Origin of the sequence: Aromatoleum petrolei (genome assembly GCF_017894385.1) — a bacterium.
GTDB lineage: Bacteria > Pseudomonadota > Gammaproteobacteria > Burkholderiales > Rhodocyclaceae > Aromatoleum > Aromatoleum petrolei.
The window spans coordinates 21823-40849 of record NZ_CP059560.1; the positions used below are offsets into that span (position 1 = coordinate 21823).

The window sequence follows — 19027 nt, forward strand, 5'->3', positions numbered from 1 at the left end:
AAGCGCCGTCGACGAGAAAGACGTCGCCGAAAGGAATGTGCAGGACATCCCGCAACAGAAGGGGCGTGTCAGCCCGCAGCGAGGGCGATCGTCAGGGCTTCGAAGGCGATCATCACGCAGCCGTGGCGGCTGCGGTAGCCCTGCACCGGCGCGAACAGCGCGATCTCGTCGGCGCCCTCGGGCATTCCGGACACCTCGCCCGCGGTGAGCATCGCCGCCATGCGCGCGCGCAGCCGTTCGACCTCGGCCGGCGTGCTGCCGACCGCATGCAGGCCGATCAGCGATGCCGACGCGCGGCACAGCAGGCATCCCTTGACCTCGTGCGCGAGCGCCGTGATGCGGCCGTCGACGAGTTCGACGTCCATCCGCACGCGGTCGCCGCACATCGGGCTGTCGCGCAGCGCCGAGCCCGTCGGTGCAGCGAGCCGGCCGGCGCCGTGGGCGGCGTCGGCGAGCTCGCGGATGCCTTTGTTGTAGAGGGCTTCGATCATCGGACTGTAGACGTCCCGCTTCGGTTCACGACGTGGGCGGCAGCTCGTGCGGGGCCGCGGGCCCCGTCATCGTCGGGCTTCGCGTCGTCGCCCTCCTCGGGCGCGCTGCGGATCAGGCCGCCGACGCCCATGCGCATGATGTCTTCGCGTGTCGGGGGGATGCCCGCCATCAGCCGAGGCAGGACGAGGTCGAGGCCGTTGCTCTTTCGCGAGCGGCCGCAGCCGGGGAGGATCACGACGGGCACGGCGCCGATGCGACCGAGCACGAGCATGTTGCCGGGCTCGACGGGCATGCCGAAATGCTCGATCGTGCCACCCACCGCCGTGACCGCGGCGGGGGCGATGTCGTTGCGGTCCTTGGCGACGGTGGCGCCGCACACCATCACGAGCTCGCAGCCGGCCGCCAGCGCCTGGTGCAGCATGGAGTCGAGGGCGTCGCGTCGATGGGGACCGCGCAGCGCGAGCGTGAGCCGGCCGCCGAGCGCCTCGACCCGGTCGCGCGTGACCTTCGCCGTGGCCGCGAAGATCGAGTCCTTCATGCCCGGCAGTTCGGTCTGGATCAGCGCGGCGCGGCAGGGCTTGAGTTCGGCCACGGCGATCGGCGGCGTACCGCCAGCGATTTCGCGGCAGGCATCGAGCAGGCGGCGCGGCACGGCGAAGGGGATGATCTTCATGGTGGCGACGACCTGACCGGGACGCACGACGGCATGGCGGGGCAGCGTTCCGATCGCGATGGCCTCGTCGAGCAGGTTCATGCGGTCGATGCGTTCGGCGTCGATGCGCAGCACGCCGGATGCCGACGCGTGCAGGTTGCAGCGGCCGGCGCGCGGCGGGCGTGTCTCCGTGTTGGGGCCGACGAGCAGGGCGGCGAGTTCCTCGGCTGCGGCGTCCTCGGCGACGTCGTCCGGATCGAGCCGCGCGCCGGTGACGGTCGAGAAACCCTCGTCGTCGAGCAGATCGAGATCGAGCGCGGACAGCACGCGGCCCTTCTTCAGCGTGCGCCCGCCGAGCTTCAGCGTGTGGGCGAGCATCACGCCTTGCGCGGCGGCGAGGGGAAATTCGTCGAAGATCATTGCTGGTGCCTCGTCTGGATGACCTCGGCGAGGATCGCGACCGCGATCTCGGCCGGAGCGCGGCCGCCGAGGTCGAGGCCGACCGGCGCGCGGATGCGCGGAATCGCCTCGCCAAGTCCCGCCTCGGTGAGCCGCGCGACGCGCTTCGCGTGCGTGCGCGTGCTGCCGAGCGAGCCGATGTAGAAAGCGGGGCTCGCGAGCGCGATGGTCAGCGCGGGATCGTCGAGCTTGGGGTCGTGCGTCAGCGTGATGACGGCGGTCTGGGCATCGGGCTGCAGGCGTTCGAGCGCCTCGTCGGGCCATTCGGTCGACACCTCGACATTCGGCAGCCGTTCGGGCGTGGCGAATGCGCGGCGCGGGTCGACGACCACGACGTCGAAGCCAGCGATCGCGGCCATCGGCGCGAGCGCCTGGGTGATGTGCACCGCACCGACGATGATCATGCGCGGGGCGCCGACGTGGCAGCGCACGAAGAGCGCCCCCTCGTTCGCGCCCTTATTCGCGTCCCCCGCGGCGAGCGCACCGCTGCGATTGGCCGCGAGGCGGGCGCGCGTCTCGGCAAGTTGGACGTCATCGAGCGAGAGCTCGCCCGCGACCGCGTCGTCGAAAACCAGCGCGTGTGCGCCGTCGGCGAGCCGGGTGACGAGCGCGACCGGCCGCTTCGCGCGCCGTGTCGCCAGCAGCGGGCCGAACAGCTCGTCATCGACGCGCTCGACGAGCACCTGCACGCGCCCGCCGCACGCCAGCCCCACTTCCCACGCCTGCTCGTCGCTGACACCGAATTCCAGCAACCGGGCCTTGCCGTCGGCGATCGAATCCTGTGCCTCGCCGATGACCGCGCCCTCGATGCAGCCGCCGGAGACCGAGCCGACGAAGGAGCCGCCCTGCTCCACCGCCAGGTGGCTGCCCTCGGGGCGCGGCGACGAACCCCAGGTTCGCACGACCGTCGCGAGCGCGACGCCGCGGCCGTCCGCCCGCCAGCGCTCAACCTGGGCGAAGAGCTGGTCGTCCGTTGCCGGCGCCGACGGCGCTGCAACCGCGGCCGCGTTCCGCCGTCGACCGACGCCCGCGACCCGCGCGTGTTCGTCGATGCGATCGGCCAGCGCGGCCACGCCGTCGCCGCTCGTCGCCACCGTCGTCAGCACGGGCACCTCCCAGCCCGGACCGTGTGCCCCGCCGCGTGCTTCAAGGTCGCGCACCGTGGCCGCGGCGACAGGCGAATCGGCCTTGTTGACGACGAGGATGTCCGCGATCTCCAGCACGCCGGCCTTGATCGCCTGCACCTCGTCTCCGAGCCCGGGCGCGCACACGACGACGCGCGTGTCGGCGAGCTGGGCGATCTCGACTTCGGACTGGCCGACACCGACGGTCTCGACGACGACGACGTCGAAGCCGGCCGCGTCGAAGAGGTCCACCGCGTGCGCCGTCTTCCGGGACAGACCGCCGAGCTGGCCACGCGAGGACAGCGAGCGGATGAAGACGCGCTCGTCGCTGCCGTGAGCGCCCATGCGCACGCGGTCACCGAGCAGCGCGCCGCCGCTGACCGGGCTGGAGGGGTCGACGGCGACGACCGCGACGCGCCTGTCCCGCGCGAGCAACTCGCCGAGCAAGGCATTGATCAGGGTTGACTTGCCGGCGCCGGGCGCCCCGGTGATGCCGATGACGTGCGCGCGCCCGACCCGGCCGGCGAGCGACGCGAGCAAGGCGTCGGCACCGGGGAGATCGTTCTCGATCGCGGTCAATGCGCGTGCGAGCGCCGGGCGGGAGCCGGCGTCAATCGCATCGAAGTCCGGGCTGGGCGGCGGGGGCATGGGCAGGTCTCAATCAGTGGGAGGTCGGCGTTCTCGTGCACTGGCGCATCGGCGGCGGAAGTCTCCTTGCGCGGGATCGACGGTTTGCGCCGGACACGACCGCATCCCCGCTCAATGGCGTGGAAAGACCAGACCGAAGTCCTCGACGAAGTCCGCGAGGCCGGCGGCCTCCAGCCCGTCGAGGGACCTCAGCATGTAGGGATGGAGCCGGCCGCGACGCACGAGCTGGGGCACCTCCGCGAGGCCCTGCTCCAGCACCGCGGCGAGCGCATCGCCATCGGCGACGAGCAGCATCGCGACGTCGGCATCGAAGTCTCCGCGGAAGTCGCGCAGCGCGACGCTGGCGCCGGACGCGGTGCCCCGCCAGACGAGGACCCGGCCGCTGCGCGCGGAGAAATCGTCCTTCGTCAGCACGCCGACGGACGCGTCGGCCGCCGCGAGCCCCTCGCGATCCAGCATCGCCTTCCACGCCGTGCAGTCGAGCACCTCAACGGCCGTTTCCATCGCGTGCTCCTAGGCCGGCAACATCGCCGTCACTTCGATCTCGATCTTCGCGCCGTGCTCGACGAAGCCGGCGACCTGCAGGGCCGTCATCGCCGGGAAGTGCTTGCCGATCAGCTCGCGGTAGACCGCGCCGATCTCGGCGAGGCGCGCGTTGTACTCGGCCGCATCGCCGAGATACCAGTTCATGCGCACGATGTTCGACGGCTGCGCGTCGGCCTGCGCGAGGATCGCGACGATGTTGGTCAGCGCCTGGCGGGCCTGGCCGACGAGGTCGTCGGTCTGGAACTTCTCGTTCTCGTCCCAGCCGACCTGGCCGGCGACGAATACCATGCGGCCGCTCGTGACGACGCCGTTCGAATAGCCTTTCGGGCGAACCCAGCCGGGCGGTTGCAGGAATTGCATGTCTCGTTCTCCTCGGTGTTGGGGGTGATGCGACCGCCATCCGGCGGCCGCCTGTTCATCGAGTGCTCAGATCCGCACGCCGAGCCGATACCCCTCGTGGATCGATGCGTCGAGTCCGCGCGGTATAACCGCGTCGCCGGCGCCGTGCAGCTCGTCCACCATCCACTGGAACTCGTGGAAGAGGTCGTGGTTCGCCTTGCGGGGCCCGGATACGAGCACCGTGTCGGCCTCGACGAAAGTCTCCTCGCCCTTCGCGTTGCGGATCATCGCGCCCTCGCCCGTGACGCCGACGAGCATCGACGACGTCAGCGTGCGGATCTCGAGCTCCTCGATCCACGCGGAGTGGCGCCACTTGAAGGACGGCATGACGTCGCCGGCGATGCGCTTGTCCTCCTCGACGATGACCACCTCGTGGCCCTGCTTGCACAGCGACTCGGCGAGCGTGAGCCCGATCTTGCCCGCGCCGACCATGACGATGCGCTTGCCCGGCTTCGCCTTGCCGGTCGCGACGTCGAGGGCGTCGACCAGCTTGTCGTGGCCCGGGATATGGCGGTAGGCGTTCATGTCGGTGCGCGAGCCGGCGGCGACGATGCACACGTCGAACTGGTGCAGGATGCTGCGCATGAACTTGGCGTTGGCCTCGGTGTTGAAGCGCACGTCGATCTCCATCTTGCGCGCCATCGTCTCGTAGTACTTGATCACCGAGATCAGGTCGTCGGGCCGCGCGAGGTCGTTCGACGCGTAGCCGACGAGGCTGCCGCCGATGCGGTCGCCCTTCTCGAACACGGTGACGTCATGGCCGCGACGCTTCGCAGTGATCGCGGCCTCCATCCCGGCTGGGCCGGCGCCGATGATCATGATCTTCTTCTTCACCGCCGCGGGCGTGACGTGGTATTCCGGCTCGACCTCGTGGCCCAGCGTGGGGTTCATCGCGCAGGTGTAGGGCAGATCGCGGAAGAGCCGCGACAGGCAGTTCAGCGAGCCGATGCAGCGGCGCACCTCGTCGAGCCGGTCCTCGGCCGCCTTGTGCAGCAGCTCGGGGTCGGCGAGCATCGGGCGGCACACTTCCCAGTAGTCGAAGACGCCGTCGGCGATGCACTGGTTCGCCATGACCGGGTCGGGCAGGCGGTTGCCGAAGGTGATCAGCGTGTTCGGGAAGAGCTTCTTCGCCTTCGCCGAGAGGTAGTTCCAGTGGCCAGGCGCGACGTCGCGGCCGATCGACGATTCGGGCGCCTCCTGCCAGCCGACCGTCACCGAGATCATGTCGACGCCGCAGTCGACCGCCTGCTGCATCAGCTCGAAGCACTCGTCCTCGCTGTTGCCGCCCCAGCGGTCCATCAGCTCGGCACCGTTCAGGCGCACGACGAGCGGATGCTCGGGGGTGGCCTGCTTGATCGAGTCGATCAGCTCGCGCATGAAGCGGCCGCGGTTCTCGATCGAGCCGCCGTATTCGTCGGTGCGCTGGTTGGTGAAGCGCGAGTTGAAGTTCGCGAGCAGGTAGCCCATGAAGCTCGTGACTTCGGTGCCGTCGAAGCCGGCGCGGATCGCGCGTTTGGCGGCATCGGCGTGCTGCATGACGATGGCGCGGATCTGCTCCTTGGTCAGCTCGCGCGGCGGACGGAAGTGCGGCAGCGTCTGCGGCACGACGGACGGCTGAATGCAGTAGCCGAGGTCGATGCCGCCGTAGCGGCCGGCGTGCAGGATCTGCTGGATTGCGACGGCGCCGTTGTCGTGGATGTACTGCGCGATGGTCTCGAACTGCGGCAGGAACTTGTCGTCGAAGATCGCGACCTGGCGGAAGTAGGCCTTGCCCTCGCCGAGCGGATCGGGATACGCACCCTGGTTGGTGATGATGCCGGCGCCGGTGCCGGCGATGACGCGCGTCCGGGCGAGCTCGCGCGGGGTGATGTAGCCGTCGCGCGTGTTGTAGTTCGATACGCAGCAGGCGCCGTACTTGACCATGTTCTTGGTCTCGTACTTGCCGATCTTGCCGGGCTTGAACAGGTGGGGGAGCTTGAGCTCGCCGGGTCGCTTCATCGTTGTCTCCTCGTCAATTTGGTGTAGCTGGAAGGTCGTTCTGATCGTTGTTCAATCGTCGGTCGGCCGTTTCAGGCGGGGACCGCGCTGCGCGGCGCCTGCACCGGCGGCAGCGTCGCGATGAAGTCGCGCAGGCTCTCGCCCCGCATCTCGCGGATGTACCCGAGCACGTCGCCGAGCGACGACGCGCACACGCAGGAACAGGCGGTGGGAAAGACGAAGCCGCTGCGCTCCGAGGTTTCTCCCGTCATGGAGGCCTCCTCTTCCTGGAGCTCCTGAACCAATGCCATCACATTTCCCAGTGCTGTCATGTTGTTCTCCTCGAACGAATCGGCCCGGATCGCCGGAGCCGTTGTACGTGGAGTCAATGTAGCGGGACGTTCCCGGCGAATCCCCCCCCACCCGGTATGGGTCGGACGAGGCGGATTCGGTGGATGCGAAAAGCATCGGATTCACGCGCACGAGCGCACTCCTCCCGCATGCGCGGGCAAGTCTTTTTGCATGTTCAGACGGTCAGGACCGGATCAGGCCAGCGCCCTCTCCCGCGTGCGCGACGGCGACTCTCCGAACCTCGCCTTGTAGGCGTTGGCGAAATGACCAAGGTGGTGAAAGCCCCAGCGCGTCGCGATACAGGTCACGGTCTTTTCGGCCGACGCCGGATCGCGCAGCTCGTCATGCACGCGCTGCATGCGCACCGATTTCAGGTAGGCCATCGGCGTGGTGTTGCGGAACTCGCGAAAACCCGCGAACAGCGCGCTCGTGCTGACGTTCGCATGCGCGGCGAGATCGCCGACGGTCAGGTCCTGGTCGGCATGCGCGTCGATGTATTCCTCGACGCGGCGGACATGGCGCGGCGCGATCGACTGCGACGGGCTCAGGAGTTCGTCGCGATAGTTGTTCGGCTGGATCATCAGCAGCGTGGTGACGAGCAGGTGCTCGATCTGCGCTGCGGCGAGCGAGGAGGCGAGCATCGGCGACTGATGCTCCAGTTCCGACACGAGGTAGGACACCAGCGCCTGCCAGCTCACGCCGCCCTGGCTCGACATCGTCAGGCCGAGCCCGAATTCGAGCGGCTTGCGCAGCGGATGGCCGAGATGCTGCGCGCAGACGTTTTCCAGCATCTGACGGTCGATCTTGACCATGATCTGGTCGCACTCGTCGTAGATGGTCTCGATCAGCGGCAGCGTCGGCGTGACGACCGATGCGAGGTCCGGCGTGGAGTGGATCGTCTGCTCACCGCAGCGAACGTCGGCATGTCCCGACATCGGCATCATCACGAGCAGGAAATCGTGCAGACAGCCCGCGTCGATCGAGACGGTCGCCCCGTAACCCAGGCGGTTGACCGACACGCCGCGGATGGGCGCGTGCTGCATGCGGGTGTTCACCCGGCTGTCGCAGCCGGCGAACTTCAGCTCGTGCGGGCAGAACACGCCCGCGACGCGGTTCCGGGCCTCGTCGAGATCCTGCGTGTGGAAAAGCGTGAAGCGCGAGAGCGCATCGCGCCCTCCCAGCGACGTCATCAGCGCCTGAGTCATGGTCTCCTCCGGTGTGGGTTCCGTGCCCTTTTGTCGGTGCAAGGCATCGGAACGAGTTCGGACGCGTGCGGTCTGCGCCGTCTTCGCATCCTGGTCAGCGTCTGTCGTCGAACCTCCTGTTCCTTCGGGTCACTGGGCCGCGCCCACTGGACGCAGGCGCATGCGAGGTTGTCGGGACACTGTATACAGTATCCCTATATAACCTTGTGCATAGTAGGCCCAAGCAGGTCGGCGGTTACTGATCCAGGTCAACTGCCATCGAATCGGATGGATGACAAACTATCCGCTTCCCCTCACGCGATCGCATCCCGGCGAGTTCGCGCAGCACCTGCGCCTGCTCCGCGACGTGCTGCTCGATGTGCGCGATCTGCGCGGGGTCGAGGTGGCGGAACTTGCCGAGCAGCTTCAGGTAATCCGTGACCGGCAGCGGATCGTCGATGTCGCGCGAGAGCGTCAGCCCCTGCTCGCGGCGGTACTCCCACAGCACGGCGAAGTTCGTCTCGACTGCCGTGCGCGCGACCTCGATGTTGCTCGCCGACGGGAAGCGCCAGCCGGACGTGCAGGGCGAATACAGGTGCAGGTAGGCGAAGCCGCGTTCGGAGGCGTCGAGAGCCGCCTCCAGCTTCGCGTAGAAGTCTTCCATGAACGCGGTCGAGGCCGTCGCGACGTATTCGCAGCCATGCCACATCATCAGCAGCGGCAGGTTCTTGGCGTCCTGCGCCTTGCCGCGGGCGCTGTCGCCGATGGGCGTCGTCGCCGTCCACGCGCCGTAGGTGGTGCTGCCCGAGCGCTGCGCGCCGGTGTTCATGTAGCCCTCGTTGTCGACGCAGACGAAAAGGATCTGCTCGCCGCGCTCCGCCGCGCCCGACAGGGACTGGAATCCGACGTCGCCCGCGCCGCCGTCGCCGGCGAGCGCGAGCGCGGTCACGTTGCGACCCTTGCGCTTGTGCTGGCGACGGATGCCGGTGAGCATCGACGCGGTGTTCGTGAGCAGCGGATGGAAGACCGGCACCTTGCAGCCGAGCATGCCGTTGTAGCCGACCGAGCCCATGCCCGGGATGCAGCCGGGCGGCGTCGCGAGCACGGTGTTCGGGCCGACGCGCCGCAGCGTGTGGCGCATGATGAGTTCGGTGTTGCAGCCCTGGCAGCCGCCCAGGCCCGGCACGAACAGGTCTTCGAGCTCGCCCCAGCGGTTGTAGAGCTTCGCCGCCGTGACGTAGCGCAACGCGCCGCGCGTGCAGGCGGCGACGCATTGCGGAGCGCCCGCGCATTGGTCGCATTTGACGACGTGGCCTTCGTCGGCACTAAATGCGATGCCGCCGAAGGTGCAGCCGGCGGTGCAGATCAGGCAGTTCACGCAGCGTCCGGCGTCCCACGCGACGACGCCGTCGTCGCCCTTCGCCAGCGCGGCGGCCGGGCATACGGACGCGCAGCGCGGGTCGCCGCACTGGCGGCACTGCGCGACGCCCCAGTGACCGGCCTCGTCATCGTGCACGATGCGGATGCGGGACTGAGCCGTGTTTCCGTGGGTCGATTTCGCGCTCGCGCAGGCGCGCATGCAGTCGCCGCAGCCGTCGCAGCGCGCGGGGTCGAAGGCGATGGTCGGGGTGGCGCTCATCGATTCATCTCCACAGTCCGGACATCAACGCCCGCGCGGTGTCTTGCGGGTTTTCGAGCAGTGCACCGCGCCGCGCGCCGATCTCGACGCGGCGCAGGATCAGCTCCCACATGATCCCCGGATCGAACAGCACGTCGACGCCGAAGATGCCTTGCAGACGGCCATCGCGCAGCACGAGCTTGAGGTAGGCGTCGCCCCCCTCCCCGCCGCGCACGAGCACGTCCCACTCCGATCCGGCCCCCTCGGGGGCGTCGCGCCCCACGGAAAGGGCACGGTGACCGAAGAAGCCGTAGGTGTTCAGCGGCACGCCCCCGGGATAGGGGCGCAGGGCGGGATCGCCCGCCATGCTCATGCCGGCGGTGCGGCCCTGTTCGACGGCGTCGGGCAGGATGCCTCCCGCGGGCGTGCCGTCGCCGAAGAAGCTCGGCGTCTGCACGACGTCGCCGGCCGCCCAGACGTTTGCCGCGGCGGTGCGCATGAACTCGTCGACGACGACGCCGCGCTCGACCGCGACGCCCGAACCGGCGAGATACGACACCTCCGGCCGCACCCCCGCGGCGACGAGCAGCAGGTCGGCGTCGCGCGCCTCGCCGCCGTCGAGCAGCACCGCGCAGCCTTCGCCGCGCCGCGCGAGCTGTTCGACACGCCGGCCGGTCAGCACCTCGACGCCCTTGTCGCGGAACACCGCTTCGATGCAGGCGGCGGCCGCGGCGTCGAAGTAGCCGGGCAGCACCTGGCCGCGCATCTCGACGACCGTCACGCGGGCCCCTGCACGCACGAGGTTCTCGGCGGCATGCATGCCGACGAGTCCCGCGCCGAGAACGACCGCCCTGCCCGCGGAACGGCCGGCCTCACTTGCGACCTCACTTGCAACATCTCGCAGCGCGAGCGCGTCGTCGAGCGTGCGCAGCACGTGGAAGCTCACGTCCGACAAACCCTCGATCGGCGGGAGCGCCGGGGCGGCCCCCGTTGCGAGCAGCAGCTTGCCGTAACCGATCTCGCGGCCGTCGGCGAGGCGCAGCCGGCCCTGGGCGGTGTCGAGCGCGGCGGCGGCCGCCTGCTGCCGGTAGTCGACGCGCTGAGCGTCGAACCAACGCCGCTCACGCAGCGCGATGCGATCCTCGGCGCACTTGCCGGACACCACGTAGGGCAGCACCGTCGGCGACACCGGCAGCCGCGCCTCGCGGTCGAGCACGGCGATGCTGCCGTCCGCATCGTGCGCGCGGATCGCCCGCAGCGCTTCGAGACCAGCGTGGCTCGCGCCGAGCACGACGTAGTCGAACTGTTCCATTCATCGATCCTCGGCGTTGAGCCACACGGGCTCGCGCGGACAGGGGGCATCCAGGAGCTTCGCGGTTTCGGCAATCGCGCGCTCGAAATGCGTTTGGGTCAGATCGGCGCCGGCGAGGCCGCCGATCAGCGACAGGCAGGGAATGCGGTGGCGGCAGTGCTGCAGCGCCGCCAGCGTCTCCTGATGCACGGGGCCGCTGTTCCAGCCGTAGGACACTGCGCGATCCACGACGCCGACCGCGCGCACCTTGTCGAGCGCCGCGACCATCGCGTCGAGCGGGAACGGCCGCAGCGTCTTGATGCGGATGAGGCCGACGCGCTCGCCGCGGTCGCGCGCGGCATCGACCGCATCCTTCGCGGCGCCCGCCATGCTGCCGATCGTCACGAGCGCGTGATCGGCCTCGTCCAGCCGGTATTCCTCGACCAGCGGCGCGTAGCGGCGGCCGAAGCGGCGCGCCCATTCCTCGTGCACCTCGACGATCACGCGCAGCGCGTTCTGCATGCCTTCGCAGTGCCCGCGCCGGTAGCCGACGAAGAGCGCCGGCCCCGGTCCCGTCGCGCCGCCGGTCAGCGGATCGACGCCCATCGGCCGGTCGGGGTCGAGCGCCGCGTGCCAATTCACGTCCGGCGTGCCGAGGAAGTCGTTGACCTCGGCCTGGTCGGGCAGCTCGATGCGGACGATGCCGTTCGACAGGTAGTTGCCGTCGTGATTGACGTTGACCGGCAGCATCACCGAGCGGTCCTCGGCGATGCGGTAGGCCATGACGATGGTGTCGAGCACCTCCTGCACCGTCTCGCAGAAGAGCTGCACCCAGCCGACCTCGCGCACCGTCATCGCGTCCTGCTGGCCGCCCCACACGCACTGCGGCGTGATGCCGTCGCGGTTCACGATGGACATGACGATCGGCAGGCGCAGGTTGGGCGTGCGGAAATAGGGCTCGAACATGAAGGCGAGACCCTGGCCGCAGCTCGCGGTGTAAGTGCGCGCCCCCGCCAGCGCCGCGCCATGCAGCACCGACAGCACGCTGTGCTCGCCCTCCGCCTCGACGAGCTCGGCATCGAGCACGCCGTCGGCGACGAACTGCGCGACGTACTCGGCGAGCGAGGACTGCGGCGTGATCGGATACACCGCGACCATGTCCGGCCGCGACAGCACGACGCCCCACGCCGCCGCCTCGTTGCCGTCGCAGACGAGGATCCTGGGTTCCTTTTTCGCGGTCACGGCGTCGGTGCGCGGCACCACTCCTTTGCCCGCCGGTTCGGCAAGCAGCCCGGTCTTCTCGACGACCTCGTTCATCTCATTCCTCTTCGGCCACCATCGAAATCGCCCCATGCGGGCATTCGCGCGCGCAGATGCCGCAGCCCTTGCAGGTGGCGAGGTTCATGTCGAACCAGCCGGCGCGCTCGACGACGCACTGCACGGGGCAGTACAGCCAGCACACCGCGCATTTCACGCACTTGCGGCGGTCCACAACCGGGCGCAGCGAACGCCAGTCGCCCGGCAGCATGCGGCTGTACTCGGTCGCGATCGGGCACAGGGTTTTCGGGATCGCGCCCGCATCGAAAAGCGGCACCGCCTGCTTCTTCATGCCGCCTCCCGCCGCTCGACGCGGTGCACGACCGTGCACGCGTGACCGAGCGCCAGCGCTCGCTGGTTCTGCACCAGGCCGCCGTCGCGGAAGCTCGTCTCCTCCAGCGCGCGTTCGAGCGCCTCGAGCGACACGAGGCCGGTCGCGCGGGCGAAGGCGCCGAGCATCACGGTATTGGTGATCGGCCGTCCGAAGACCTCGCGCGCGATCGTTACCGCATCGCACACGGCGACCGTCCCGACCGACGCCGGCACCGCGATGTCCTGTGGCGCGAGCCGGCTCGCCTGCACCAGCGTGCCCCCGGCGCGCAGGCCCGCGAAGATGTCGACGACGCGCGGCAGCGACGAGTCGATGCACACGACGCAGTCCGGCGCGTAGATGTTCGTCATCGCCCGCATCGGCGTGTCCGACGCGCGCAGATAGGCCGCAACCGGCGCGCCCCTGCGCTCGAAGCCGAACTGCGGCACCGCGACGACATGCTTGCCCTCGGCGACCAGCGCCTTCGCGAGTATTCCGGCGGCGAGCACCGTTCCCTGCCCGCCGCGTCCGTGCAATCGCACCTCGAACATGCGGCCTCCGTCAGGCCGGCACGAGCGCGAGCACGCGCAGCGGGCTGCCCGAGCCGCCGACGAGCTTCAACGGCGAGGCGACGACGACGGCCCCGGTCGGCGGTAGGCGGTCGAGGTTCGCGAGGCTCGCGAGGCCGAACTTGCCGTTACCCTGCATGATGTGGTGCGTCCAGAACGGCGGGTCGAAGCTGTGCGCCTGGCCCGCGTCGGTGCCCACCGTCTCGACGCCCACGCCCAGCACGTCGCGTTCGAGCGCGAGCAGTTCCGTCGCGCCACGGTCGAAGCCCGGCGAATGCGGCCCGTCCTCGCGGCAGTTCAGGAATTCGGCGACGCCGACGCGCTTCGACCAGTCGCTGCGCAGCAGCACCCAGGACTTCGGCGGGATGCGCCCGTGCCTCGCCTCCCACGCGAGCACCCCGTCGCGCGTCAGCAGGAAATCCGGATTCGCGCTCGCCTCGGCGCTGATGTCGATGACGCAAGCGGGACCGACGAAGCGCTCGGCGGGGATCGTGTCGAGGGTGTTGTCGGCGCGGTCCTTGCCGCTGACCCAGTGCACCGGCGCATCGAAATGCGTGCCGGTGTGCTCGCCCATGCGGATCGTGCGCCAGTACCACGCGGGGCCCTTGTCGTCGTACTGCGAAATCGTCTCGAAGCTCACCCCGGGCGAGTTCGCGAACGGCGGGGGCAGCCCCAGCACCGGCGTGTCGGGGCCGAGCGGCTGCGTCAGGTCGACGACCCTGATCGCGCCGCGGGCGAGCTCCGCGGCGAGCTGCGTCAGTACATTGCCATTGGCGGTCATGCTTCTCTCCTCAGTCGTCAAGCGTGAAGGGCACTACCGCGGCGCCTGTTGCGCGGGCGGACTCGTGCCCGCCGGCACCGTCGCGGATGCGTTGCGGATGGGTGTAGATGGTCGCGGAAGCGCCGCGGACGAAGCCGCACAGCGTGATGCCGGCGCGTTCGGCGAGTTCGATCGCGAGCGAGGTCGGCGCGGACACGGCGGCCACGAGCTCGAAGCCCGCGCGCGCGGCCTTCGCGACCATCTCGTAGCTAAGGCGCGAGGACAGCACCACGCCGCAGCCGGCGAGCGGCATCTCGCGCAGCAGGCATTCCCCAACCACCTTGTCGAGGGCGTTGTGGCGGCCCAGGTCCTCGGCGACGGCAAGGATTCCGCCCTGCGGCGAGAACACCGCGGCGGCGTGCGCACCGCCGGTCGTGCGGAAGAGGCGCTGCCGGCGCTGCATCGCCGCCATCAGCGCGGTCAGCTCCGACGCCGCGAGGCGCAGCCGCGCCGCGACCGGAGCGAAGTCGTCGAAGCCGTCCTCGATCGCCTCGCGACCGCCGCATACGCCGCAGGAGCTCGCGACCACCACGTCGCGCCGCTTGACCGCGACGCGCTCGGGCGCGTGGAGCCGCATGCGCACGACGTTTCGTCGATCGGGACAGACCGCCATCGTCGCGATATCGGCGAGACCGCCGATGATCCCTTCCGAATACGCGAAGCCCGCCGCCAGCGTCAGCCGCTCGGGCACGGGTTCATCCCCCAGCACCCCCTCCCCGGCAACGAAGCCCACGGCACCGTCGTCGTCGGCCGGCGTCCACATCAGCATGTAGCGTCCGACGCCTTCGACGTCGATCGTCAGCGCGTCCTCGTCGATGACGCGGCAGGTCGCCTCACCGCGCGCGTCCCCGGCGGTCAGGCGCAGCGCGGACACCGCGCGGCTGCCGCTCGCCCGCCACAGCCGGGCAATGCTCGTATGCATCGGCCGTCTCCGTTGCCGCGGCTCAGTGCCGGAACCGGTACGCCAGGCTCAGCGCAGGATCGTAGCCCCCGGCCTTGAACACCAGCACGCGGAAGGCGTAGTAGCCGGTGAGCTCGAGGCCGGCGACCGCGAGCATCCACGCGAAGTCCGGCGGCGCGGCCAGCATCATCAGCGCCGACACGACGAAGCCCGCGCCGATCACGAGTGGCACGAACCAGCGCGCGAAGCCGCCCTGCAGCAGCAGCGCCACCGACTGTCGCCCCCCTTCGGACGCGTGGCGCGCGCCGTGCAGCAGGCTCAGCACCGTGACCAGCCCGTAGAGCATCAGCGCGACGGCGAACACCTGCAGCAGCCGTACGGTGTCGGGCCGATCCGCGAGGAAGGGCTCGCCGAAACCGAACACGAGCGTCAGCAGCACGCCGTTCAACAGCGCATAGGTCAGGCTTGCGACGGGCATCAAGCCGCTGCTCCACAGCGTGATCGCCGACGAATGCGACATCGCGAAGCCCTGGTAGATCATGATGATGAAGCACGCCGCGAGCGCGAGCGCGGCGACGAGCTGCGACACCCCGGCGGGAAGCAGGCCGGCGCGAACGTCGATGACGTGCAGCGCGCCGGCGACGATGAACAACACGATCGCCGCGAGCCCGCGGCTCACCCACGAGGTGCGCACCTTCGTCAGCGCCCGCCAGCCGCGCAAGGGCTGCCCGAGGTGCAGCACGTGCCCGCCGGCCTTGCCGAACAGCACCATGAGGAGCCCGGCCGTCATGCCGAGCACGAAGTCGAAGAACTGCGCGACGAAGTACAGCCCCGCGCCGGCTTCCCCGAAGAAGAAGGCGGTGGCCATCTGCACGCCCCACGCCTTCTGCAGGCCGACGCCGACGCGGAAACTGCCGTCCGCGATCCGGTTGCTCGCAATCATGTGCATCCCCTTCAGTCGATGTAAAAGACGCGCGGGTTGGTGTTCTTCTCGGGCAGCGGCTGGCGCCCGCGGCGCTCCAGGATCAGCTGGCGCGGCCGGCTCGTCGGATCGTCAAGGTCGCCGAAGATGCGCGCCTCGGTCGGACAGGTCGCGACGCACGCGGGCAACTGGCCGGCATCGACGCGCTCATGGCAGAACGTGCATTTGACGACGGTCCCCACGGTGAAGCGCCCGATGCCCTGCTCCTCGAAGGGCGTCAGCCGCCCGTCGCCGAACAGCCCCTTGTCGAGCATCTCCGGCTCGAGGCGCGTGCGCTGGTCGTACGGACACGCCACGATGCAGGTGCCGCAGCCGATGCACTTGTCGCGATCGACCATGACGATGCCGTCGGGACGCGTGTAGGTCGCGCCCGTCGGACACGCGCGCTCGCACGGGGCGTCCTCGCAGTGATTGCAGATCGTCGGCACGTAGCTGCGCGTGACATCGGGATACTCCCCGACCTCCTCGGACAGCGTCTTGGTGAAGAACACGCCGTCGGGCAGGCTGTTCTCCTGCTTGCACGCGACCGCGCACGCATTGCAGCCGATGCAGCGGCGCAGATCAAAAACCATCCCCCACCTGGCCATCAGTGCGCCCTCCCCTTGCCGCTGGTTCGTCCGAACACCGAGTTGCCGGCGGCGATCTCCGCGGGCACCGAAGCGAGCTTCGTCAGCTTCACTTTCGCGACCGTCTCCGGCTGGCCGCTGCACGCGTCGGTGTGCCTCAAGTTCGCCGGCAGCAGCTGGTTGAAGTTGCCACCGCCGTGGCGCACGCCGGTGTTCTGCGTCGCGACGCGCGACAGCGCGTTCGACACGCACACCGCATCGGGATGGACGCCTTCGGACAGCGCGAGCCTCGCGACGATCGCGCCGTACGGCGACTCGATGCGCACGATGTCGCCCTCGTCGAGTTTTCGTTCGCGCGCGCTCTTCGGGTTCAGCAGCACCGCCGTATGCACCGGGTCCTTGAACACGATGTCGTTGATCCACGGGTTGCCGATGCTCTCGCCGAAGTTGATCTGGATGTCCTTGAAGGTGATCGCGTACAGGTCGAAGTCGGCCGGCTCCAGGTGCACCGGATCGGGCACCGCCGTCGGCAGCGGCTGGTAGTCGCCCCACTCCCACTCGTGGCGGAACGGCACGTCGGCCACCTCCATTTTCTGGCGCAGCGTGTCGCGCGCGCGCACGATGTCCTCGATGTAGAAATGCAGCCGCAGCCCGTCCCACGGCCGGTACCACTTGTCGGGGCGGCGCGGCGTCACCGCGTGGCCGTGCTCGACGTACCAGTCGAGATCCTTGCCGTTCCACAGCTTGCCCTTGCGCTCGGCGATCTCGCGGTCGCTGTACTTGCGGTTCGGTTCGAGCAGCAGTTCGGGCTGCTGGTGGAAGCCGTTGACGAAGTTGAGGATGCCGTTCCAGGTCTCGAGCACGCCGAGGCGCTCGGAGATCTCGTAGAAGATCTCCTCCTCGCTCTTCGTGTCGTACAGCGGCGGCGTCGCGGGCTGGCGCAGGCACATACCCTCGTGATGGGGCGGCTCGATCATCGTCATGTTCCACGACTCGAGGAGATCGTGGGACGGCAGGATGACGTCGGCCCATTCGTTCGATTCGTTGGGCAGGATGTCGATCGCGACGATGAAGCGCATCTCGCGCAGCAGCGCGTACCACTGCTCGCGGTCGCCCGGCAGGTTCCACAGCGGATTCGAATGGCACATCAGCAGCGTGTCGGGGCGGTAGTCGAGTCCGAACTTCTCGGCGTTCGCGAGCGTGTGCTGCGTCAGGTGCCCCGGATCGACGCCGATCGGGAAGAAGCCCATCAGGTGCGTCTCGTTCGGCGGCCACGAGAACGGCACCTCGGGATGGAGCTGGTGCGGCATCGTCTGCATCATGCCGTTCTCGCCGGCCTGGATCTGTCCGCAGCCGCCGCGGATGTCCTGCATCTGGTCGTCCAGCGTGACCCCGACGTGTCCGCCCGGCGTGTCGATCGCGCCGACGAGGAAGTTCACCAGCTTGAACGCCTGGTTCGCCATCGCGCTGTACTTGTGGCCCTGCGCGCCACGGTAGTAGTTGTACGCGGCGGGGCGCAGCGGCAGCATGCGGCCGTCGATCTCGATGTAGGAGCCGATCTGCGCCGCCTTCGCGAACTCGCGCGCGATGCGCCGCGTCGTCGCCGCGGGCACGGTCGTCAGCGTCTCCATCTGCTCGGGCGAGCAGTCGGCGAGGATGTCCTTGAACTTCTGGAACGCCGGCCGGCAGGGCTTGCCTTCGACCGTGTAAGTGCCTTCGAGCGCGAAGTCCTTGATCTCGGGGTCGTCCCACAGCCGCGCGCAGTTGTCGACCGCATCCCACACGTAGATCTTGCCTTCGCCGTTACGCACGAAGTACCCGTCCGGCCCGACGAGGTAGGGAGCGTTGGTGTCCTTCTTGAGGAATTTCGCGTCGTAGAGCTTCTCGGCGACGAGCACGTGGGCGAGTCCCAGCGCGAACTGGCGGTCGGTCGCCGGGCGGATCGGCACCCACTCGTTCGCCTTCGCGGCGCCGATCGACAGGCGCGGCTCGACGACGACGACCCGCATGTTGCGCTCGACGCGCGCCTTCGCGACGTGATTCGCCTGGGCGGCGGTATGCAGGTGCGAGGAAAAGCCGTCGCCACCGCCGTTGTTGATCCAGTAGTTGCAGTAATTGACGTCGTTCGCCGCGGCGAAGGCGGAATGGATGAACCCGTTCATCGGGTGGTAGCCGCCGCCGCAGAAGTTGCCGACCGACGACAGGTAGTTCGCGTTGCCGAGCGCAGCGGGCCAGGCCCACAGGAAGAGCTTCTGGAAGTCATTGATCGCCGGCAGCAGCTTGCGCGGGTCCTCATCCAGCGTTTTCTTCAGCTCGCGACCGACGAGATCCAGCGCCTCGTCCCAGCCGATCGGAACCCACTTCGGATCGACGCCCGGCCCCTTCTCCGGGTTCGTGCGCCGCAGCGGCGTCCTGAAACGCGCCGGATCGTAATGCCGCAGGATCGCCGCGTTGCCCTTCGGGCACAGGCGTCCGTTGTTGCTCGGGCTCGTCGGGTTGCCCTCGATCTTGTTCACGACGCCGTCTTCGGTGACGTGGACCCGCGTGATGCAGGAGTGAATGCACATCTTGCAGCTCGAATTGAGCCACTTGCCCGGTTTCATCGAGTTCTGCACGGGCTGCGTGAGAGTCTCCATTACCGCTCCTCGGTGGAATTGCGCGCCTGCTTCGAGCATTGAAGTTACGGCACGCCCGCCCGCCGAACTATCCCGCGATTACGACGCCTATCCCCGGACTGTCGAGATGTTTGCGCGGGTTGCGGGCGGCCGGCAGGCAAGAAAAAAGGGGCGCCCTCGGCGCCCCTTTCGGCCTCGTGCCGCGG

The 19027-nt window shown here is 69.1% G+C and carries 18 protein-coding genes; all 18 read right to left on the reverse strand.

The genetic code is table 11. The features are described from left to right. Nucleotides 1-68: 68 nt before the first annotated feature. The 18 genes from ToN1_RS00105 to ToN1_RS00190 all read right to left on the reverse strand — a co-directional run bounded on the left by ToN1_RS00105 (nucleotide 69) and on the right by ToN1_RS00190 (nucleotide 18842). A complete protein-coding gene (locus ToN1_RS00105) occupies nucleotides 69-491 on the reverse strand; it encodes an iron-sulfur cluster assembly scaffold protein (RefSeq protein WP_169207445.1) in 423 nt (140 codons plus the stop codon). Further along, nucleotides 488-1564, reverse strand: coding sequence for a molybdopterin-binding protein (locus ToN1_RS00110; RefSeq protein ID WP_169207446.1), 1077 nt, complete (start codon nucleotides 1562-1564; stop codon nucleotides 488-490). Before ToN1_RS00110 ends, ToN1_RS00105 begins: the two co-directional genes overlap by 4 nt. Further along, on the reverse strand, nucleotides 1561-3375 hold the full coding sequence (gene meaB, locus ToN1_RS00115) for a methylmalonyl Co-A mutase-associated GTPase MeaB (RefSeq protein ID WP_210147934.1): 1815 nt from the start codon (nucleotides 3373-3375) through the stop codon (nucleotides 1561-1563). The genes ToN1_RS00110 and meaB overlap by 4 nt, the downstream gene beginning before the upstream one ends. A 111-nt stretch (nucleotides 3376-3486) precedes the next feature. Beyond that, nucleotides 3487-3879, reverse strand: a complete 393-nt coding sequence (locus tag ToN1_RS00120) for a hypothetical protein (RefSeq protein WP_169125477.1) — start codon at nucleotides 3877-3879, stop codon at nucleotides 3487-3489. Nucleotides 3880-3888: 9 nt separating this feature from the next. Further along, complete coding sequence (locus tag ToN1_RS00125; protein WP_169207447.1) at nucleotides 3889-4281, reverse strand: RidA family protein; 393 nt, start codon at nucleotides 4279-4281, stop codon at nucleotides 3889-3891. Between the two features lie 66 nt (nucleotides 4282-4347). Continuing rightward, nucleotides 4348-6318, reverse strand: coding sequence for an oxidoreductase (locus ToN1_RS00130; RefSeq protein WP_169125478.1), 1971 nt, complete (start codon nucleotides 6316-6318; stop codon nucleotides 4348-4350). A 71-nt stretch (nucleotides 6319-6389) separates the two neighbouring features. Next, nucleotides 6390-6629 carry a hypothetical protein gene (locus ToN1_RS00135; RefSeq protein ID WP_169207448.1) on the reverse strand — a complete coding sequence of 80 codons (240 nt, stop codon included), beginning with the start codon at nucleotides 6627-6629 and terminating at the stop codon, nucleotides 6390-6392. A gap of 213 nt (nucleotides 6630-6842) precedes the next feature. Then, complete coding sequence (locus ToN1_RS00140; RefSeq protein WP_169207449.1) at nucleotides 6843-7853, reverse strand: AraC family transcriptional regulator; 1011 nt, start codon at nucleotides 7851-7853, stop codon at nucleotides 6843-6845. Nucleotides 7854-8088: 235 nt separating this feature from the next. Beyond that, complete coding sequence (gene padI / locus ToN1_RS00145) at nucleotides 8089-9471, reverse strand: NADH-dependent phenylglyoxylate dehydrogenase subunit beta (protein WP_244860910.1); 1383 nt, start codon at nucleotides 9469-9471, stop codon at nucleotides 8089-8091. Nucleotides 9472-9475: 4 nt separating this feature from the next. Further along, nucleotides 9476-10762: an NADH-dependent phenylglyoxylate dehydrogenase subunit epsilon gene (gene padH, locus ToN1_RS00150; RefSeq protein WP_169207450.1), complete on the reverse strand. Its 1287-nt coding sequence runs from the start codon at nucleotides 10760-10762 to the stop codon at nucleotides 9476-9478. Continuing rightward, nucleotides 10763-12058 carry an NADH-dependent phenylglyoxylate dehydrogenase subunit alpha gene (gene padG / locus ToN1_RS00155; RefSeq protein WP_211162193.1) on the reverse strand — a complete coding sequence of 432 codons (1296 nt, stop codon included), beginning with the start codon at nucleotides 12056-12058 and terminating at the stop codon, nucleotides 10763-10765. A gap of 1 nt (nucleotide 12059) precedes the next feature. Then, entirely contained in the window at nucleotides 12060-12350 is a 291-nt protein-coding gene (gene padF / locus ToN1_RS00160; protein ID WP_169207451.1) for an NADH-dependent phenylglyoxylate dehydrogenase subunit delta, read from the reverse strand. Then, nucleotides 12347-12919, reverse strand: coding sequence for an NADH-dependent phenylglyoxylate dehydrogenase subunit gamma (gene padE / locus ToN1_RS00165; RefSeq protein ID WP_169207452.1), 573 nt, complete (start codon nucleotides 12917-12919; stop codon nucleotides 12347-12349). The genes padF and padE overlap by 4 nt, the downstream gene beginning before the upstream one ends. A gap of 10 nt (nucleotides 12920-12929) precedes the next feature. After that, on the reverse strand, nucleotides 12930-13718 hold the full coding sequence (locus tag ToN1_RS00170) for a cyclase family protein (RefSeq protein ID WP_169207453.1): 789 nt from the start codon (nucleotides 13716-13718) through the stop codon (nucleotides 12930-12932). 10 nt (nucleotides 13719-13728) lie between these two features. Next, nucleotides 13729-14679 carry a formate dehydrogenase accessory sulfurtransferase FdhD gene (gene fdhD / locus ToN1_RS00175; RefSeq protein ID WP_169207454.1) on the reverse strand — a complete coding sequence of 317 codons (951 nt, stop codon included), beginning with the start codon at nucleotides 14677-14679 and terminating at the stop codon, nucleotides 13729-13731. 22 nt (nucleotides 14680-14701) lie between these two features. After that, a complete protein-coding gene (locus tag ToN1_RS00180; RefSeq protein ID WP_169207455.1) occupies nucleotides 14702-15601 on the reverse strand; it encodes a DmsC/YnfH family molybdoenzyme membrane anchor subunit in 900 nt (299 codons plus the stop codon). A gap of 11 nt (nucleotides 15602-15612) precedes the next feature. After that, nucleotides 15613-16212, reverse strand: coding sequence for a 4Fe-4S dicluster domain-containing protein (locus ToN1_RS00185; RefSeq protein WP_244860911.1), 600 nt, complete (start codon nucleotides 16210-16212; stop codon nucleotides 15613-15615). A gap of 14 nt (nucleotides 16213-16226) precedes the next feature. Continuing rightward, a complete protein-coding gene (locus ToN1_RS00190; protein ID WP_169207456.1) occupies nucleotides 16227-18842 on the reverse strand; it encodes a molybdopterin-dependent oxidoreductase in 2616 nt (871 codons plus the stop codon). Nucleotides 18843-19027 lie beyond the last annotated feature (185 nt).

Bases quoted from the DNA above. Each gene is read 5' to 3' on its own strand.
- ToN1_RS00105 (WP_169207445.1), bottom strand. From the start codon at position 491: ATGATCGAAGCCCTCTACAACAAAGGCATCCGCGAGCTCGCCGACGCC.
- ToN1_RS00110 (WP_169207446.1), bottom strand. From the start codon at position 1,564: ATGATCTTCGACGAATTTCCCCTCGCCGCCGCGCAAGGCGTGATGCTC.
- meaB (WP_210147934.1), bottom strand. From the start codon at position 3,375: ATGCCCCCGCCGCCCAGCCCGGACTTCGATGCGATTGACGCCGGCTCC.
- ToN1_RS00120 (WP_169125477.1), bottom strand. From the start codon at position 3,879: ATGGAAACGGCCGTTGAGGTGCTCGACTGCACGGCGTGGAAGGCGATG.
- ToN1_RS00125 (WP_169207447.1), bottom strand. From the start codon at position 4,281: ATGCAATTCCTGCAACCGCCCGGCTGGGTTCGCCCGAAAGGCTATTCG.
- ToN1_RS00130 (WP_169125478.1), bottom strand. From the start codon at position 6,318: ATGAAGCGACCCGGCGAGCTCAAGCTCCCCCACCTGTTCAAGCCCGGC.
- ToN1_RS00135 (WP_169207448.1), bottom strand. From the start codon at position 6,629: ATGACAGCACTGGGAAATGTGATGGCATTGGTTCAGGAGCTCCAGGAA.
- ToN1_RS00140 (WP_169207449.1), bottom strand. From the start codon at position 7,853: ATGACTCAGGCGCTGATGACGTCGCTGGGAGGGCGCGATGCGCTCTCG.
- padI (WP_244860910.1), bottom strand. From the start codon at position 9,471: ATGAGCGCCACCCCGACCATCGCCTTCGACCCCGCGCGCTGCGACGGC.
- padH (WP_169207450.1), bottom strand. From the start codon at position 10,762: ATGGAACAGTTCGACTACGTCGTGCTCGGCGCGAGCCACGCTGGTCTC.
- padG (WP_211162193.1), bottom strand. From the start codon at position 12,058: ATGAACGAGGTCGTCGAGAAGACCGGGCTGCTTGCCGAACCGGCGGGC.
- padF (WP_169207451.1), bottom strand. From the start codon at position 12,350: ATGAAGAAGCAGGCGGTGCCGCTTTTCGATGCGGGCGCGATCCCGAAA.
- padE (WP_169207452.1), bottom strand. From the start codon at position 12,919: ATGTTCGAGGTGCGATTGCACGGACGCGGCGGGCAGGGAACGGTGCTC.
- ToN1_RS00170 (WP_169207453.1), bottom strand. From the start codon at position 13,718: ATGACCGCCAATGGCAATGTACTGACGCAGCTCGCCGCGGAGCTCGCC.
- fdhD (WP_169207454.1), bottom strand. From the start codon at position 14,679: ATGCATACGAGCATTGCCCGGCTGTGGCGGGCGAGCGGCAGCCGCGCG.
- ToN1_RS00180 (WP_169207455.1), bottom strand. From the start codon at position 15,601: ATGATTGCGAGCAACCGGATCGCGGACGGCAGTTTCCGCGTCGGCGTC.
- ToN1_RS00185 (WP_244860911.1), bottom strand. From the start codon at position 16,212: ATGGTTTTTGATCTGCGCCGCTGCATCGGCTGCAATGCGTGCGCGGTC.
- ToN1_RS00190 (WP_169207456.1), bottom strand. From the start codon at position 18,842: ATGGAGACTCTCACGCAGCCCGTGCAGAACTCGATGAAACCGGGCAAG.